Source organism: Halorubrum rutilum (genome assembly GCF_042665015.1).
Classification (GTDB): Archaea; Halobacteriota; Halobacteria; order Halobacteriales; family Haloferacaceae; genus Halorubrum; species Halorubrum rutilum.
The window spans coordinates 86,917-103,590 of sequence record NZ_JBHTBL010000008.1 but is presented as its reverse complement, the minus strand read 5'-3'; the positions used below and the strand labels follow the sequence as shown (position 1 = coordinate 103,590).

Annotated in this window: 14 protein-coding genes and 1 tRNA gene; 3 read left to right on the top strand and 12 right to left on the bottom strand. The window is 74.9% G+C overall.

The genetic code is table 11. The features are described 5' to 3' along the window. The first annotated feature begins 74 nt into the window (after positions 1–74). Positions 75–1,643: a (R)-citramalate synthase gene (locus tag ACFQMF_RS09740; RefSeq protein ID WP_256408899.1), complete on the top strand. Its 1,569-nt coding sequence runs from the start codon at positions 75–77 to the stop codon at positions 1,641–1,643. Between the two features lie 39 nt (positions 1,644–1,682). Here the strand turns inward: ACFQMF_RS09740 and ACFQMF_RS09735 are convergent, their stop codons facing one another. Continuing rightward, positions 1,683–3,350, bottom strand: a complete 1,668-nt coding sequence (locus ACFQMF_RS09735) for an alpha-amylase family protein (RefSeq protein WP_256408898.1) — start codon at positions 3,348–3,350, stop codon at positions 1,683–1,685. Between the two features lie 180 nt (positions 3,351–3,530). Here ACFQMF_RS09735 and ACFQMF_RS09730 point away from each other — a divergent pair, with 180 nt between their 5' ends. Then, positions 3,531–3,842, top strand: a complete 312-nt coding sequence (locus tag ACFQMF_RS09730) for a DUF8081 domain-containing protein (RefSeq protein ID WP_256408897.1) — start codon at positions 3,531–3,533, stop codon at positions 3,840–3,842. 48 nt (positions 3,843–3,890) lie between these two features. On the opposite strand, the gene ACFQMF_RS09725 is transcribed toward ACFQMF_RS09730, so the two are convergent. After that, positions 3,891–4,253, bottom strand: a complete 363-nt coding sequence (locus tag ACFQMF_RS09725) for a group I truncated hemoglobin (RefSeq protein WP_256408896.1) — start codon at positions 4,251–4,253, stop codon at positions 3,891–3,893. Between the two features lie 118 nt (positions 4,254–4,371). Next, positions 4,372–4,456 (bottom strand) — tRNA-Ser (locus ACFQMF_RS09720). A gap of 143 nt (positions 4,457–4,599) precedes the next feature. Here ACFQMF_RS09720 and ACFQMF_RS09715 point away from each other — a divergent pair. Continuing rightward, positions 4,600–5,562: an AAA family ATPase gene (locus ACFQMF_RS09715; RefSeq protein WP_256408895.1), complete on the top strand. Its 963-nt coding sequence runs from the start codon at positions 4,600–4,602 to the stop codon at positions 5,560–5,562. A gap of 17 nt (positions 5,563–5,579) precedes the next feature. Here ACFQMF_RS09715 and pyrE read toward each other — a convergent pair whose 3' ends face one another. The 9 genes from pyrE to ACFQMF_RS09670 form a co-directional block, all read right to left on the bottom strand. Then, on the bottom strand, positions 5,580–6,128 hold the full coding sequence (gene pyrE, locus ACFQMF_RS09710) for an orotate phosphoribosyltransferase (RefSeq protein WP_256408894.1): 549 nt from the start codon (positions 6,126–6,128) through the stop codon (positions 5,580–5,582). A 117-nt stretch (positions 6,129–6,245) separates the two neighbouring features. Next, positions 6,246–9,557 (bottom strand): PAS domain-containing protein, encoded by a 3,312-nt coding sequence (locus tag ACFQMF_RS09705; protein ID WP_256408893.1) that lies wholly within the window; start codon positions 9,555–9,557, stop codon positions 6,246–6,248. 273 nt (positions 9,558–9,830) lie between these two features. Beyond that, a complete protein-coding gene (kdgK1, locus tag ACFQMF_RS09700; protein ID WP_321169219.1) occupies positions 9,831–10,796 on the bottom strand; it encodes a bifunctional 2-dehydro-3-deoxygluconokinase/2-dehydro-3-deoxygalactonokinase in 966 nt (321 codons plus the stop codon). Positions 10,797–10,926: 130 nt separating this feature from the next. Then, positions 10,927–11,562 (bottom strand): DUF7519 family protein, encoded by a 636-nt coding sequence (locus tag ACFQMF_RS09695; protein WP_256408891.1) that lies wholly within the window; start codon positions 11,560–11,562, stop codon positions 10,927–10,929. After that, entirely contained in the window at positions 11,502–12,815 is a 1,314-nt protein-coding gene (locus ACFQMF_RS09690) for a DUF58 domain-containing protein (protein WP_256408890.1), read from the bottom strand. Before ACFQMF_RS09690 ends, ACFQMF_RS09695 begins: the two co-directional genes overlap by 61 nt. Then, positions 12,808–13,395, bottom strand: coding sequence for a DUF7269 family protein (locus ACFQMF_RS09685; RefSeq protein ID WP_256408889.1), 588 nt, complete (start codon positions 13,393–13,395; stop codon positions 12,808–12,810). Before ACFQMF_RS09685 ends, ACFQMF_RS09690 begins: the two co-directional genes overlap by 8 nt. Positions 13,396–13,397: 2 nt before the next feature. Beyond that, positions 13,398–14,348: a DUF4129 domain-containing protein gene (locus ACFQMF_RS09680; RefSeq protein WP_256408888.1), complete on the bottom strand. Its 951-nt coding sequence runs from the start codon at positions 14,346–14,348 to the stop codon at positions 13,398–13,400. A 56-nt stretch (positions 14,349–14,404) separates the two neighbouring features. Further along, entirely contained in the window at positions 14,405–15,496 is a 1,092-nt protein-coding gene (locus ACFQMF_RS09675) for an MBL fold metallo-hydrolase (RefSeq protein ID WP_256408887.1), read from the bottom strand. Between the two features lie 91 nt (positions 15,497–15,587). Beyond that, positions 15,588–16,613, bottom strand: coding sequence for a two-component system sensor histidine kinase NtrB (locus tag ACFQMF_RS09670; protein WP_256408886.1), 1,026 nt, complete (start codon positions 16,611–16,613; stop codon positions 15,588–15,590). Between the last annotated feature and the right edge of the window lie 61 nt (positions 16,614–16,674).

Sequence of the window (16,674 nt, the reverse complement as noted above, 5' to 3'; positions counted from 1 at the left end):
ATAACGACTCCGGGGCACGACCGCCCCGCGGCGGCACCGACCCCGAACCCACCGCAGAGCCGACGGACTCCCTTTTGACCCGAACACCACTCACCGACCTCGACGAGGTACAGCTGTTAGACACCACCCTGCGCGACGGCGAGCAGATGCCCGGCGTCTCGCTGGCGCCGGCCGAGAAGGTCGACGTCGCCCGCGCGCTCGACGCGGCGGGGATGCACCTGATCGAGGCCGGCTCGGCGTGCACCTCCGCGGGCGAGCGCGAGGCCATCCGCCGGGTCGCCGGCGAGGGGCTCGACGCGACCGTGACGAGCTTCGCCCGCGGGGTGAAACGCGACGTCGACCACGCGCTCGACTGCGGCGTCGACGGGATCAACCTCGTCGTGCCCGCCTCGGACAAACACGTCGAGACGAAGGTCGGCTCGACCCGCGACGAGGTGGTCGAGACGACGGTCGAGCTCGTCGAGTACGCCACGGACCACGGCCTCTGGGTCGAGGTGCTCGGCGAGGACGGCTCGCGCGCCGACCTCGACTACCTCGAACGCCTGCTCGGCGCGGGCCTCGACGCGGGCGCCGACCGGATCTGCTACTGCGACACGGTCGGCGCGGCCGACCCGGAGCGCACCGCGGCGGTCGTCTCCCGGCTCGCCGAGCTCGGCCCGACGAGCCTCCACACCCACGACGACCTCGGCTTCGGCGTGGCGAACGTCCACGCCGGGCTGAAGGCGGGCGCCGACACCGTCCACGGCACCGTGATGGGCGTCGGCGAGCGCGCCGGCAACGTCGCCCTCGAAGAGGTCGCCGTCGCGCTCGACCGGTCGTACGACGTCGACACGGTCGAGCTGGAGCGGCTCTATCGGCTCTGCCGGACCGTCTCGGAGGCGACCGGCGTCGCACTCCCGCCGAACAAGGCGGTCTGCGGCGCCAACGCCTTCGCCCACGAGTCCGGGATCCACACCGACGGAACCCTGAAGGACGGGACGATGTACGAGCCGTACCCGCCGGAGACCGTGGGGCGCGAGCGCCGGCTCGTCCTCGGCAAGCACGCCGGCCGCGCCGGCGTCAAGGCCGCGCTCGCCGAGCACGACGTCGCGGTCGACGACGACGAGCTGAGCGCGGTCGTGAGCCGCGTGAAGGAGCTCGGCGACCGCGGGAAACGCGTCACGGACGCCGACCTGCTCGCGATCACCGAGGACGTGCAGGGCCGCGAGCGCGACCGCCGCGTCGAGCTCGTCGACCTGACGGCCACCTCCGGGGGGAACCTCCCCACCGCGTCCGTCCGGCTCCGCGTCGGCGACGAGGAGCGGGTCGCCTCCGGCACGGGCGCCGGCCCCGTCGACGCCGGCCTCGAAGCCGTGCGGGCCGCGCTGGCGGACGACGGCGCCGCCGACGCCGACGGCGCCGAGGGCGACGGTCCCGGCGGCGTCTCCTTCGACCTCGACTCCTACCACGTCGACGCGATCACCGGCGGCACCGACGCGGTCGTCACCGTCGAGGTCGACCTCTCGCGCGGCGACCGGTCCGTCTCGGTCTCCTCGACGGACGCGGACATCACCCGCGCCAGCGTCGTCGCGATGGTCGACGGGCTCGACCGACTGCTCTCGGCCGAGGCGGACGCGGAACCGAGCGCGATCGCGGACGACTGAACGGCGAGGGCCCCGCCTCGACCGGACGCGCCGTCGTCGCTACCGCTTCTCGCCGCGCAGCCAGACGTAGTCGCAGGCGTCGAGCTCGAACGTGACGCCTCCCTCCGCGACGTAGTGCCCGCCGTCGCCGACGACGTGCTCGACGGTGGCCGGGTCGACGTCGAAGCCGACGACCTCCTCGCGGTGCCCGTCCGCGAGGTTGTGCGCGCAGAGCAGGACGGTCTCGTTTCCGTCGGCTCCCTCACCGTCGCCGTCGAACCGGTGGACGCGCGTCTCCTTGTGGTCGGTGTCGAGCGCTCGGTAGTCGCCCCGGGCGATCTCGGGGCAGGCGTCGCGGGCCGCCACGAGCGCCTTGACCCGCGAGAGCAGCGAGTCGGGGTCGCCGCGCTGGGCGGCGACGTTCACGCGATCGTAGGCGTACTTCCCCTCGTCGACCACGGGGTTGTAGCAGTCTTCGGGGGCGGCGGTCGAGAAGCCGCCGTTCGCCGAGTCGTCCCACTGCATCGGGGTGCGGACCGCCTCGCGCTCCGGCAGGGAGAGGTCCGCGCCCATGCCGATCTCGTCGCCGGACTGGAGCGCGACGGAGCCGGGCAACGAGAAGAGGAGGCTGTGGGCGACGGCGATCCGGTCGCGGTCGCCGGCGTACAGGTCGGCGAGCCGGAGCCGGTGGCCGCGCTCGAAGATCCAGGAGTCGCCGGCGTCGTCGCCGAAGTACTCGCGGGCGTGCTCGAACGCCTCCTCGGGGAGCTTCAGCAGGTTCCACTCGTCGTGGTTCCGCAGGAAGTTCACCCAGCCGCCCACCTCGGAGACGTCCGGCAGGATCTCCTCCGCCCGCCGGAGCGGCCACGTGTCCTTCACGCCGACCGCGTAGGTGAGGTGCGCGTTCATCACGAAGTTGAACTGCAGGTGGAACGCCTCGCCGTCGCCGAAGTAGTAGTCGAGGTGCTCCGGCTCGTCGTCGGCCTCGGCCAGCAACACCGCGTCCGACTGCTCCGCCTCGACGACCCGCCGCATCTCCCTGAACAGCTCGATGGCGTCGCCGAGGTCGGTCTCGTCGAGGGTGGTCGCGTCGTGGCCCTTCGGCATCAGCATCGGGTGGGCGGCGTCGATCCGGAAGCCGTCGGCGCCCTGGTCGAGCCAGAACCGGAGCACGTCGTACAGCTCCCCGCGGACCGCGGGGTTCGCGACGTTGAGGTCGGGCTGGTGGCCGTAGAACTGGTGGAAGTAGTGTTTGCCCGCGACCTCGTCGTGGGTCCAGACGCCGTCCTCGTACTCCGGGAAGATGTTGCCGCGCTGGTGGGCGTCGTCCGGGTGGCTCGTCCACAGGTAGTAGTCGTGGTACTCCGACTCGGGGTCCTCGCGGGCGCGCCGGAACCACTCGTGCTCGTCCGAGGTGTGGTTGAAGACGAGGTCGGTGATCACCCGGATGCCGCGCTCGTGCGCCCGGTCGGCGAACTCGCGGAAGTCGTCGAGGCTCCCCAGCCGGTCGTCGACGCCGTAGTAGTCGGCGACGTCGTACCCGTTGTCGCGGAGCGGGCTCGGGTAGAACGGCCGGACCCAGAGCGCGTCGACCCCGAGCTCGTCGAGGTAGTCCAGGCGCTCGGTCGCCCCCCGAAAGTCGCCCCACCCGTCGCCGTCGCCGTCGTTGAACGTCTTGACGTCGAGCGAGTAGATCGTCGCGTCCTCGTACCAGGCCGGGTCGCTCATGAGTTCGGGTAGGGAGGCGAGGGTCTGGATTCTTGCGGTTCGCCGGTCGTCCCTGCCCGTCGACGGCGATAGGCCGTCCGGCGCCGCGACTAGGCCGTCCCGCGCCCTGACTGGGCCGTCCCGCGCCCCGACCGGCAGCGTCTGACGAGGTTTTTAAGCGAGCCCGCTCGAACGACGCCCGTGAGCGTCGTCGTCGCGGTGAAGCCCTCGGCGCGCAAGCGAAACGCCAAGGTGGGGCGGCTCGTCTTCGAGGACGGCCCCCGCCACTCGTTCGAGAGCCGCGCGGCCGCGGAGCGCTGGGCGGCCGACCTCTCGACGGGGGACGGCCACGTCTGGGTCGCGAGCGCGCACCCCCGCGACGGCGACGACGTCGACTGTTACCTCGTCTCGCGGGCGACGAACGCGAAGCTGGAGGCGGCGTACGACAAGCGCCGGCGTCGGCTGCGGGGCGACGCCGGAGGCGAACAGGAGTCGTTGGGCGGGGAGTCGTAGGGGATCGCTCGCGCTCCCGGTCGCTCCCGTTCGCCCGCTACCCGCCGGTCACGCCTCGACGATGTCGTCGCGGTACCCCTCGACCGTCTCCATCACCACCTCCCGGTCCGCGTCGGCGACGTCGAACTCGCGGAGCGCCGCGTCGAGGTGCGCCGCGATCGCGTCGAACTCGTCCTCCGTGACTCCCAGCCCCTCGTGGGCCGTCTCCATGTCGTCGCCCTCGTACGCCATCGGCCCGCCGGTGACCGCGCTCAGGAACTTCGTCTGGTGAGACCGCTGGTCGGCCATGTCGACGTCGTCGAAGTGGTGCGCCACCCGCTCGTCGGCCAGCACCCGCTCGTAGAACTCGTTGACGACCGCGCCGACGGCCGGCTCGCCGCCGAGGCGGTCGTACAGGGTCGCGTCGGACATACGATTCGGTCACGGGCGCGACGTATGGCTCTTTCCCCGGGGCGCCGCCGGCTGATCGCGCGTGGCGTCGCGTATAAATCGCCGGCGCCGCGGCTTGACGCGCGGAACTCGGGAGAAGCGCCGAGGCGGAGATTTGAACTCCGGTGTCCGAATGGACAGTAGATTTCGAATCTACCGCCTTGGCCAGGCTAGGCTACCTCGGCTCACCTCCGTGTTGGCCGGTTCCGCTGTTATGCGTTTCGATCGCCGGCGGCGCCCCCTCGGCGGCGCCCCCTCGTCGCCGCGGCGCGACCGTCCTCGGACCCCCGCCGGCAACGCTTTTCGGGGCGGCTCCCGTGCGGCCGGTATGGACGTCCCCGAAGCCGCGGCGGCCTGCTCGCGCGTCGTCGACGAGGTCGGCGGCGCGGTCGTCGCCGACCGCGAGTTCCTCGACCGCGTGACGCTCGGGATCCTCGCCCGCGGCCACGTCCTCTTGGAGGACGCGCCCGGCACCGGCAAGACCCTCTCGGCGCGCTCGTTCGCGACCGCGCTCGGCTTGGAGTTCTCCCGGATCCAGTTCACCCCGGACCTCCTCCCGTCCGACGTCACCGGCACCAACGTCTTCGACGAGCGCGACGGCTCCTTCTCGTTCTCGCCCGGCCCGGTCTTCGCGAACGTCGTGCTCGCCGACGAGATCAACCGCGCGCCGCCGAAGACGCAGGCCGCGCTGCTGGAGGCGATGGAGGAGGGGCAGGTGACCGTCGACGGCGACACCCACGAGCTGCCGAGCCCGTTCTACGTCATCGCGACGCAGAACCCGGTCGAGAGCGAGGGCGCGTTCCCGCTGCCCGAGGCGCAGCTCGACCGCTTCGCGGTCAAGACCTCGATCGGCTACCCCGACGACGACGGCGAGGTCGAGCTGCTCCGGCGGCGCGCGGGCCGCGCCGAGCGGGCGCCGACGGTCGAGCGCGTGCTGGACCCCGACGCCGTCGCGGCGCTCCGCGAGGTGCCGGAGACGGTCCGTGTCGAGGACGACCTCCTGGAATACATGGCCGCGCTCGCCCGCGCGACCCGCGAGGATCGCCGCGTCGACGTCGGCGTCTCGCCCCGCGGCACCCAGCGGCTGTTCGAGACGGCCCGCGCCGCCGCGGTCCTCGCCGGCCGCGAGTTCGTCACCCCGGACGACGTGAAGCGCGTCGCGGAGCCGACGCTCGCGCACCGGCTCGTCCTGACCCCGGACGCCGCCGTCAACGACGCCGACGAGCGCGACGTGATCGCCGACGTCCTCGACCGGGTCGCGGTGCCGACGGTCGAGGCGGCCGAGGCGTGACGCCGGGCGGAGACCGCCTACCCCTCGTCGCGCTCCGCCAGCAGCTCCGTCGCCGTCAGCAGCGACTCCAGCTCGACGTCGTGTTCGGCCAACAGCTCCTCGGCCCCCTCCTCGCGGTCGACGACGACGAGCACGCGGTCCACGGTCGCGCCGGCCTCCCGCAGCGCCTCGACGGCGTCGACGGCCGACCGCCCGGTCGTGGCGATGTCCTCTAACACGACGACCGCCTCGCCCTCGTCGAGCCGACCCTCGATGCGGTTGCCGGTGCCGTACTCCTTCGCCGACTTGCGCGCGATGACGTACGGGCGGCCCAGCTCGGCGGCCGTCACGGCCACGAGCGGGACCGCGCCGAGCGCGACCCCCGCGAGCTTCGCGTCCGTCTCGGCGAGCCGGGCCGCGAACGCCTCGCTCACGAGCGTCAGCGCCTCCGGGTCGGTCTCGAACAGGTACTTGTCGACGTAGTAGTCGCTCGTCCCGCCGTGCGAGAGCTCGAACTCGCCGAATTTGACGGCGTCGGCCGCGCGGAGCGCGGCGATCAGCTCGCGTCGTCGCTCGTCGTCGGTCATACCCTCACGGGACGGGGCGGCGACCATAAACGGGTCGGAACGCGGGCGCCGAGGCCGCGACGGACGCGCGGAGCGTCGCGCGACGCGGTCTCGGTCCGCCCCGGCGCGCCGCCCCGCTCACTCCGGCGCCGGGAGCCGCAGCGTGACGGTCGTCCCCTCGCCGTCGATCCCCGGTCCGAAGGCGACCTCGCCGCCGTACGCCTCGACGATCCAGGCGACGATCCACAGCCCGATGCCGGTGTTGTGGTTGAGCTGGGTCACCTCCGCCTCGCCCGTGATGACCCCTCGGACGCCCTCGGGGACCCCCGGCCCGTCGTCGGCGACGCGCACGCTGACGGTCCCGGTCTCCGGGTGGCGTTCGGCGGCGATCTCGACTCTGGGCCCGTCCCCTCGCGAGTGGACCACGGCGTTCTCGACGAGGTGCCCGATCGCCTCCGCCAGCCGCTCGTCGCCGCGGACGACGGCGTCGTCGGGGACCGCGACGTCGATCCGGGCCTCGGGGTACCGCTCCGCGTACTCCTCGCGGACCGCCGCGGCGACCCGCCCCACCGACACGGGGTCGGGGTCGCTCACGATCCCCTCCTCGACGACGCGCCTGATCTCGGCCGCCCCCTCCGCGAGGCCGGCGAGCCGCTTCCCCGTCGTCTCGATCCGGCGGGCGTAGTCGGCGGTCTGCTCGTCCGCGGCGTCGTTCGCGATTTCGCTCGCGAAGCCGAAGACGACGTTCAGCTCGTTCCGGAGGTTGTGCCGGAGGATGCGGTTGACGACCCGGAAGTACCGCTCGCGGCGCCGCCGGTCGGTGATGTCGGTGTAGATGCCGAACGCGCGGCGCCCGTCCGTGGTCTCGTAGGCGAACCCGCGGAAGAGGAACTCGCGCGGCCCGTCGACGGTCCGCCGGCGGACCTCCGTCGTGACGAACCCCTCGTCGCGCACCCGCTCGTCGATGGACCGCTCGCTCGCCTCGCCGCTCCCGTCCGTCGGCCCGGCGCCGTCGCCGGCGCGTCCGGCCTCGTCGCCCAGGCCCGCGAGCCGGTCGTCGCGGATGTCGAGCGCGTCGATGGTCCGCCCGCGGAGCGCGGCCGCGTCGTAGCCGAACTGCGACGCGAACGCCGGGTTGACCCCGGCGATGACCGTCTCGTCCGGTTCGAGCGCGACCTCCATCACGGGGTCCGGGAGGCGCTCGAACAGCCGGTCGAAGCGGTCCCGCTCGTGCGAGAGCTCCGTCCGCGTCCGCCGGAGGTCGGTGACGTCCGTCAGCGACGCGACGACCCCGCTCGACCCCTCGGACAGCGGCGAGAGGCGCAGCTCGCCGTGTCGCCGCCGCCCGTCGCGCTCGACGGCGACCTCCACCCGTCGCACCCGCTCGATCCCCGCGTCGCTCCCGTTTTCCCCCGCGTCGCTCCCCGTCGCCCTCGCCTCGGCCTCGCCGACCGCGTTCACCGCGTCGGCGACGCGGTCGCCGTCCGCCGCCGGGAGCGCGTCGCGGATCCGCCGCCCGACGAGCGCCGCCGAGTCCGCGCCGAGCCACTCGGCGAACGGCTCGGTGGCGTACGTCACGGCGCCGTCGGCGTCGAGCACGCAGACCATGTCGTCGACGTTCTTGAGCGCGTCCTCGTAGGTGCGGAGCCGGCGCCGGCGATCGTGGGCGTCCATCGCGGCGACGGCGTTCGTCGCCAGCAGCTCCAGCACCGACACGTCGTCCTCGTCGAACGCGCCCGGTTCGGGGGCGCCGACCACGAACGCGCCGTGCTCGCCGAGCGGCACGGCCGCGAACGAGCGCATCTCGTGGTAGTCGCGGTCGTCGCCCAGCGCGGCGACGTCGTCGCACACCCACGGCTCGCCGCTCGCGTACACCTCGCCGGTGACCCCCTCGCCGGGCGGCCGCGGCCCGCGGTCGGCGAACGCCTCGCCGAGCCCGTCGCTCGTGGCGACCAGCCGGAGCCGGTCGGCGTCGGGGTCGTACAGCCGCACGCCGCCGATCTCGTGTCCGAGGATCTCGTCGGCGGCCTCGATCAGCCGGTCGGCGACCGCCGCCCTGTCGTCGGCCCGCTGGATCTCCTCGACGGTGCCGAGGAGGCGTTCGAGGATCCGCTCCCGGCGCTTCCGGTCGGTGACGTCGGAGAAGAACACCGACAGCCCGTCCGACGAGGGGTACGCCGTCACCTCGGTCCACAGGTCGAGGGGCTCGTAGCGCTCCACGAACGACACCGACTCCTGGGTCGCCATCGCCCGCCGGTAGCGCTCCTCGTACGTCTCGCCGACCGCGTCGGGGAACTCCTCCCAGACGTTCTCGCCGACGAGCTCCCCGGGGGACCGGTCGAGCAGCGCCGCCGCCTTCTCGTTGACGTAGGTGAACCGCCACTCGTCGTCCAGCGCGAAGAACGCGTCGTCGATCCGTTCGAGGGTGTCCTCCAGGCGGTCGACGGCCGCCTCGCGCTCCTCGCGGGCCGCACGGCGCTCGAACGCCCGGCCGAGCCAGTCGGCGAGCAGCTCGACGAACAGCCGCTCCCGGGGGGTGAACGGGCGGCTCCGGTTCGACTCGTCGACGAAACAGAGGGTGCCGACGACCTCCCCGTCGGCCACGATCCGGCCGCCGATGTAGCTCCCGAGCCCGAACAGCTCGTGGGTCGGGTCGCCCTCCCACCCCGCCTCGGCGGGGTCGGTGAACGCCACGACGCCGCCGTCGGCGTCGGTTCCGTCGCTCCCGGGGTCCTCGCCGGCTTTCCCGGCGTCGTCCCCGACACCGCCGACCGTCCGCCGGCAGTACGTGTCCTCCAGCGGCATGGTCCCGTCCTCGTCGATCACGCCGCGCTCGATCAGCGATTCCAGCAGCTCGTCCCCGCCCCGCTGCCGGCGGACGGCGAACCGGTCGTCGGTCGTGTGCGACGCGTAGCCGATCGACAGGCCGAGCCGCTCGCGGCCGAGGTCGAGCAGCGCGTCCAGCTTCTCCTCCAGCTCCGCGGTCCGGTCGGCGGTGATCCGGACGAAGCGTTCGAGGAACGGGTCCTCGCCCTCCCCGCTCGCCGTCCCCGCGACCTCGTTTCCGGCCGGCCCCGCCGGCTCGGCGGCCGACTCCGCCAGCTCGGCCGCCCGCTCCGCGAGCGTCTCGCCGTCGGCCGCCAGCCGCCGCCCGGAGACGTACTCGACCCCCAGCCGGCTCGCGTCGATCGCGGCGTCCGCGTCGTCGTCCGCGGTGTACGCGAGGACCGGCGCGTCGGGGAACCGCTCCCGGACCCGACGCAGCCGCCCGCCCGCGTCGCCGCCGGTCGCTCCGAGGCGGACGATCACGACCGGCCGGGCCGCGTCGGCGCCGCTCTCGGCGGCGCCGTCCGGTTCGGTCAGCGCCGTCCCGTCCGGGAGGCTCGTCCACGGTTCGTCCGGCAGGTCGCCGCGACCGCCGACGTGGAGGGTCGGTCGGTCAGCGCTCATCTCCCCGGCGCGCGCGGCCTCTGACTGCGCCGCATTCACCGTTTCGGAGGGCAGGGTTCGCCGACGCCTCGGGTCGGCGGTCGCGATCGGGCCGTCCACTCATACGCCATCACTACCGGAAGGGGGGTGATAACCGTTCCCCCGAAGTTCCCGTTCTCGATATTTTCCGGTCGAACGTCGCCGTCCGTCGATTTCGCCGACGGTCGTCGCCGGCGAGAGCGACCGATCCGAGAGAAACGCTCGTCGCCGCGCGCGACGCGGCGACGCCGACCGCTACCGGTCGATCCCGGCCGCGCCGCCGACGACGTCGGCGACGTCCTCGGGGGTGATCACGGCGAGGTCGCCGTCGACGGTCCGCTTCAGGGCGGCGGCCGCGGCGGCCCACTCCAGCGCGTCCGCGACGCCCCCGCCGTCGAGCCGCCGCGCGAGGTAGCCCGCGACGAACGCGTCGCCGGTGCCGATCGCGTCGAACGTCTCCGCGTCGAAGACGCCCTGCTCGTACACCGACCCGTCCCGCAGGGCCACCGCGCCCTCGCTCCCCCGCGTGACGACGACGGCGTCGAAGCCGAACTCGGAGGCGAGCCCGTGGGCGATCTCGACGGCGTCGCCCTCGCGGTCGAGCACCTCCCGGGCGTCGCGCCGCGGGACGAAGAGGGTGTCGACGTGCGCGAACAGCTCCTCGTACGCCGCCCGCGCCGCCTCGGGGCCCCAGAGCTTCGCCCGGTAGTTCAGGTCGAACGAGCGCGTCGCGCCGGCCTCGCCCGCGGCGCGGAGCAGCGCGGTCGTCGTCTCCGCCGCGCGGTCGGAGAGGGCCGGGGTGATCCCGGTCGCGTGGAAGCGCTCGGCCGCCTCCAGCGCGGCGGTCGGCAGCTCCCCGGGCTCGACCGTCGTGATCGCGGCGTCGGCGCGGTCGTAGATCACGCTCGTCCCGCGCGGCTCGCCGCCGTGTTCGAGGTAGTACGTCCCGACGCGGCTCGACGCGGGGTCGGCCCACGCGACGCCGGTCCGGACGCCGTGGCTCCGGAGCTCGCTCACGACCCGGCGGCCGAGCGGGGACTCCGGCAGCTTGGAGAGCCAGACGGCGTCGGCGCCGAGCCGAGACGCGCCGACCGCGACGTTGCTCTCCGCCCCGCCCGCCTGCACGTCGAGGGACCGGGCCGTCTCCAGGCGCTCGCCGCGCGGCGGCGAGAGCCGGAGCATCGTCTCGCCGAACGTCACGAGGTCCGTCACGCCGACCACCCCGCGGAACCGTGACTCGGAGGGAACGCGGCCGCCGCGATCGCCGGGGTCGCTGCGATGTCCATACCGACCCGTCGGCGGGGCGATACAAAAGGACAGGCGATCGGTCCCGCCCCGGCCCGACCTCCCCTCACCGGAGCGCCGACGCCAGGGCCACCGCCCCGAACAGCAGCAGCGCGAGCGCGGCGACCGGCTGCGACCCGGCCGCGGCGCGGTAGACGCCGTAGACGACGCCGACGGAGAGCGCGCCCGCGAGGAGGGTCGTCCCCGCGTGGACGGCGACGTTCCGGCGGGTCCGGGCGCCGCGGCCGACCTGCTCGCCGACCGAGAGCCCGTGGTCCGCGGCGTCCCACGCGACCGCGAGCGCGACCCCGCCGACGAGCAGCGGTTCGACGCTCCCGCCCCGGTACCCCCCGACGGCGAGCCCGACGAGCCCGATCCCGGCCGCCCACGAGAGGAGGCGGTGCGACCGCCGGACCGACCCGGCCGCGAGGGCGACCGTCGCGGCGCCGAGGAGGGCGCCCCCGAGCGGCGCGGCGAGGAGGGCGGCGAGGCTCGCGACCGCGGCCGCGACGAGGCTGAGGACGACGGCGAGCGCCGGGGGGCGGGCGTCGCGCTCGGGTCGGTCGGTCGGCGCGTCCTGGTCGTCGGGATCGTCGGAGTCGTTGCCGTCGTCGCCCTCCTCGCCGTGAGCCCCGCCACCGCTCACGGCGACCACCCGCTCGTCGCCCGCGCGACCGCGACCGGGAACGGCTCCCCGTCCCACTCGACCACGCGGATCCCCACCGACCGGAGCTCCCGGAGCCGCTCGCGGCGCTCGAACCGGACGAGCCGCTCGCCGGTGGTCCCGCCCGCGGTCACGTCGGGCGAGAGGACGGTGACGAGGTGGCCGTGCGCGTCGATCCGGCGCGCGAGCGACGCGGCCGCGTCGTCGATCAGGGGAGTGAAGAAGAGCACCTGCGCGTCGGCCGGGAGCCGCCGTCGGAACCGCCGGAGCCACCGCGACCGGTAGAACCGCTGCCCGCTCGGCGTCGGCGCCAGCGCGGGGTCGGTCGCCAGCGTCTCGCGCCCCTCGGCGGCGTGCGCCGTCCCGGCGCCCGGCGCGAGCCAGCAGTCCACGGGGCCGAGCGCCGCGATGCCGACGCGGTCGCCGCCGTCGAGGAGCGCGCGGAACGCCCGGCCGGCGGCCCCGACGCTCGCCTCGACCGCGGTCCGCCCCTCGGGCTCGGCGGCGGCGTACGCCGACTCCCGCGCGTCGATCAGGAGGACGACGGTCGCGGCGCGCTCCTCCCGGAGCTCCACGGTCGCCAGCTCGCCCGTCCGCGCCCGCCGGTTCCAGTCCACCCGCTTGAGGGGGTCGCCGCGGCGGTACTCGCGGGTGGCGTGGAACTCCACGCCCGACCCGCCGACGTCGGTCGGCATCCGGCCGTGGTACCGCGTCGTCAGCCCGCGGAGGGGGAGGTCGCCGCCGGCGGCGAGCTCCGGGGTGCAGACGACCCGCGCGGGGTCGGCCGGGTCGACTTCGGTCGTCCGCTCGCGCGACCCGGCGGGGTTCCGCGCGATCGCCGTGAGCGCCTCCCACTCGTGCTCGCCGCGGCTCGCGCGCACGACGTACTCGAACGCGACCGACGCGCCCGGGCGGAGCGCGGTCGCGACCCGCGCTGGGCCGTCGACGACCGCCAGCCCCGGCGGGACCCCGTCGACGAGCCGGAGGTCGGCGATCGGGGCGTCCCCCGCGTTGCGCGCCCGGACCGCGACGGTCACCTCGTCGCCCGGTTCGGGGATCGCGTCGCTCACGGTCCGGCTCACGTCGAGGGTCGCCGCCGGCGCCTCGCCGACGCCGGCGTACAGGGCGTAGCCGACCCCCACCGCGCCGAGGAGCACGAGGCTCGGGCGCCGCGTCACGACCCCGACGCCGACCAGGGCGAGCGCCGCCCCGCGAATTCCGTCCCAGCGCCCGGTCTCGGCCTCGCGGAGAGCCCTGCGCTCGGTCGTCGCTCCCCCGTCGTCCTCACGCATCGCTCGCCCCCGACCTCCCGTCGCCTCCTCCCTCCTCGTCTCCTTCCAGCCGACCGATCGCGTCGACGGCCGCCCGGAGGCCGAACCCGTAGCGCGAGCGTCCGGAGAGCGCCGCCCGAAGTCGAATCCGGACCGGGTACGACGACTCCCGCGCGAGGAACGCGGCGGCGGTCGCGTCGTCGGTCCACTCGCCGCCCTCGACGAGCTCCGCGGCCGCCTCGGTCGAGGCGTTCCGGTCGCGGGCGACCGCCGCGACCGCGAGCTCCCTGGTCCGGTCGCGGAGCTCCCGCCGGGCCCGGTGCCCGCGGAGCGCGGAGCCGGTCGCCCGCGCGACGCGCTCGTCGAGGTCGGCGCCGGGCACCGTCGCCGGCGCCCGCCGCTCCGGGTCACCGGGGTCGGCCGCTCTGCGCTCCCGGTCGCGGCGGGCGTTCGCGTACCTGACGCCCTGGACCGCGCCGAGCGCGCCGATCAGGGTGACGACGGTCGTCGACGGGTCCAGCGCGCTCGCGACCCCGCGGTCGACGGCGGCGACGAAGCCGACAGCGACCGACGCCACGCCGAGCGCGACGAGGGGGCGCACGGCTACGCCGCACCCCCGTGGCGCTCCTCGATCCGTCGGAGGGCCTCGACGGCCCGGCGCTCGCGCTCCGCGGTCGCCTCTTCGCCCCCGTACCGCACCCGCTCGAAGACGGCCGTGAGGTCGGCGACGGGCTCCTCGTCGACGCCAGCGTCGACGGCCGCGGCCGCGAACTCGGCCGGCGTCGAGGACGCGGGGCGCTCGACGTCGAGGGCCTCGGTCATGTCGCGCCACGCGCGGTACACCTCGTTGTCGGCGTCGGACCGCTCGATCTGGTCGGCCGCCGCGCCCGCGGTCCGCCCGACCGCGCGGAGGTCCGGGTCGCCGGGCTCGTCGCCGCCGTCGCTCTCGGCCGCGGCCTCGCCGTCGGTCGGTTCGTCGTCGCCGCCGGCGCCGAGGAGGACGGCGACGCTCGCGACGAGGGCCGCGACCACGACGAGGGCGAAGAGGAGCTCCGGCGCCGAGGCGGTCCCCTCCCCGCCGCCGGCCCCGCCGAGCCCCCCGCCGCCCTCGGGGAGGAACCCGCCCTCGTCGGCCGCGGCGCCGAGCGCGAACTCGACCCCCTCGTCGACCGGGCGGCAGGCCGAGAGCAGCCACCCCAGCGCGGCGGTCGGGACCCCCAGCGACCCGACGACGGCGCCCGCGGCGAGCCCCGAGCCCGTGTCCCGGTAGACGAACGCGGCGAGCCCGAAGAGGACCGCGGCGAACGCCAGCAGCGCCGGCGGCTCCCGGAGGAACTCGTAGCACGCGGGCGGGATCGAGAGGGCGCCGCCGCCGCTCGGGGCCGGCGACGCGCCGAGGTCGGCGCTCTGACCGCCCGGTCCGCCGGCGTCACCGCCGCCGCCGAGCCCGCCGCCGCCGAGGCTCACGGCGGAGTCGAGGGTCGCGGCCGCGACGCCGAGCGCGACGACCGCGAGGAGGGCGAGGAGGACCGCGGCGAGGGCGTCCCGTTGCACGTCCGGGGGTACGCCGTGCCGCGGGAATAGCTTTCGGCGGGGGCGCTGCGTCGCCGTCAGTCCGCCCCGCCGTCGACGGCGCCGTCCAGGGGCGTCGTCGGGAACAGCGCGTCGACGTCGGGGTCCGTGTCGACGAGGCGGTAGCGGGCGCCGTCGCGCTCGACGACCCCGGCGTCGGCGAGGTGGTCGAGGTGCGCGAACGCCTCGCCCGGCCCGTGGAGCACGTGGATGTCGACCAAGTCGCCGAACAGCTCGGCCGACACCTCCCACGCCGTCGCGGGGCCGCGGTCGGCGAGGACGGCGAGCACGCGCCGCGTCCGGTGGCGGTGGTGGTCGAGGATCGTCGCGGCCCGCCGGCTCGGGTCGTCGATCCGCTCGCGGTGGCCCGGGTGCGCGGCGTCGAAGTCGCGCTCGACGACCCGCGCGAGGCTCCGGGCGTACGCCGCGAGCGGCGCGTCCACGCGGACGTCCGCGCCGCCGACGTTCGGGGTGTACCGCGGGAGGAGCGCGTCGCCGGCGAACAGCTCCGCGGGGGCGGTCGACTCGCCGCGGGCGCGGTCCGACCCCCGCCGCGGTCCTCGCCCGCTCCGCCCGACCGGCTCGTGGCCCGGGACCTCGCGCGGGTCGAACGCGAAGCCGGTGAGCCCGGCGGTGTGACCCGGCAGGTGGACGGCCTCCAGCGCGACGCCGCCGGCCTCGACGGCGTCGCCGTCGGCGATCGCCGTCACCTCGGCGGGACGGCCGCTGAGGTCGGCGCTCACCGCGTCGAAGAACTCGCGGAGGCGCTCTTGGTCCTCATCCGGGAGCCCCCACCGCTCGAACGTCTCGCGCTGGAGGTCGCCGTCGAGGAAGAGCGGCGTCTCCGTCCCGTCGACGAGGGAGGCGTCGGCCTCGTGGACGTACACGTCGGCGCCGCTCTCGGCCTGTATCTCGCCGGCCAGTCCCGCGTGGTCGGGGTGCCAGTGCGTCAGGGCGACCGCGTCGACGTCGGCGAACGCGACGCCGTGCTCGGCGAGGCCCGCCGCGAGGTCGTCGCGGACGTCCGGGAGCGCGACGCCGGTGTCGACCAGCGCGGTCGTCTCGCCGTCGAGCAGGTAGACGTCGTTCGCGCCCTCGAACACGGTGTTGCCGAGCTGGATCCGCTTCACACCCTCCCGTCGTCGGGCGCGCATTTGAGGGTTGCCTCCGCGGCACTCGGTCGAGCACGTCGGCGAGCGCCGCCGCGGAGCGGGCGCCCGCTCAGTCGAGCACGTCGACGCCGGTGAACTCGAAGCGCGCGCCGCCGGACTCGCTCTCGGCGACCCGCACCTCCCAGCCGTGGGCCGCCGCGACCGCCTCGACGATCTCCAGCCCGAAGCCGGTGCCGTCGTCGTTCGTGGTGTACCCGGCCTCGAACACCGCCTCGCGGTCCGCCTCGGGGATCCCCGGACCGTCGTCGGCGACGTAGAAGCCGCCGTCGAGGTCGCCGACCGTCACCGTGACGTCCTCGCCCGCGTGCTCCACGCCGTTGCGTACGAGGTTCTCGAACACCTGCCTGAGCCGGCTCCGGTCGGCGCGGACGGCGCGGTCGGTCTCGACCCGCAGCGTCGCGTCCGCGGTCTCGACGCCCTCCCAGCAGTCCTCGACGAGCTCGCAGAGCGAGACCCGCTCCGTCTCCTCGACGCCGTCGCCCTCGCGGGCGAGCGCGAGGAGGTCGTCGATGAGCGTCCCCATCCGGTCGTGGGCGTCGGCGACGGCGTCGAGGTGCTCGGAGTCGCACTCCTCGCGGGCGAGGTCGAGCCGCCCCCGCGCCACGCTGAGCGGGTTCCGGAGGTCGTGCGAGACGATGCTGGCGAACTCCTCCAGCCGCTCGTTCTTCTCCCGGAGCGCGTCCTCGCGGCGCTTCTGCTCGCTGACGTCGCGGATGACGCCGACGCGGTCCAGCTCCTCGCCCTCCTCGCCGGTCACCCGGTTGAAGCGCATCTCCACCGGGAACCGCTCGCCGTCGGCCGTGAGGAAGTCGTACTCGACCGTGCCGACGTCGCGGTCGCCGGCGTTCACCTCGTCGCGCACCCGGCCGGCCTTCTCCGCGGCCTCCTCCGTCACCCAGTCGTAGATGTCCGTCCCCAGCAGCTCCTCCCGGCTCACGCCTTTCATCTCCGCGTACCGGTCGTTGACGTACGCGATGGTCCCGTCGGGACGCACGGCGTAGACCGCGTCGTCGAGCGAGTCGAGGATCGTCTCATACCGCCGTATCTCCCTGTCCCGAGGTGACCTGTCCGTCATGGCGCTTCTCGTCCGTTCGTTTCAGCCGTTCAGTAATAAAATGGGTCGTCACGGTCGTCGC

Coding starts and splice junctions, on each gene's coding strand:
- ACFQMF_RS09705 (WP_256408893.1), bottom strand. CDS start 9,557: ATGAGCGCTGACCGACCGACCCTCCACGTCGGCGGTCGCGGCGACCTG.
- ACFQMF_RS09735 (WP_256408898.1), bottom strand. CDS start 3,350: ATGAGCGACCCGGCCTGGTACGAGGACGCGACGATCTACTCGCTCGAC.
- pyrE (WP_256408894.1), bottom strand. CDS start 6,128: ATGACCGACGACGAGCGACGACGCGAGCTGATCGCCGCGCTCCGCGCG.
- ACFQMF_RS09725 (WP_256408896.1), bottom strand. CDS start 4,253: ATGTCCGACGCGACCCTGTACGACCGCCTCGGCGGCGAGCCGGCCGTC.
- ACFQMF_RS09690 (WP_256408890.1), bottom strand. CDS start 12,815: ATGCGTGAGGACGACGGGGGAGCGACGACCGAGCGCAGGGCTCTCCGC.
- ACFQMF_RS09715 (WP_256408895.1), top strand. CDS start 4,600: ATGGACGTCCCCGAAGCCGCGGCGGCCTGCTCGCGCGTCGTCGACGAG.
- ACFQMF_RS09670 (WP_256408886.1), bottom strand. CDS start 16,613: ATGACGGACAGGTCACCTCGGGACAGGGAGATACGGCGGTATGAGACG.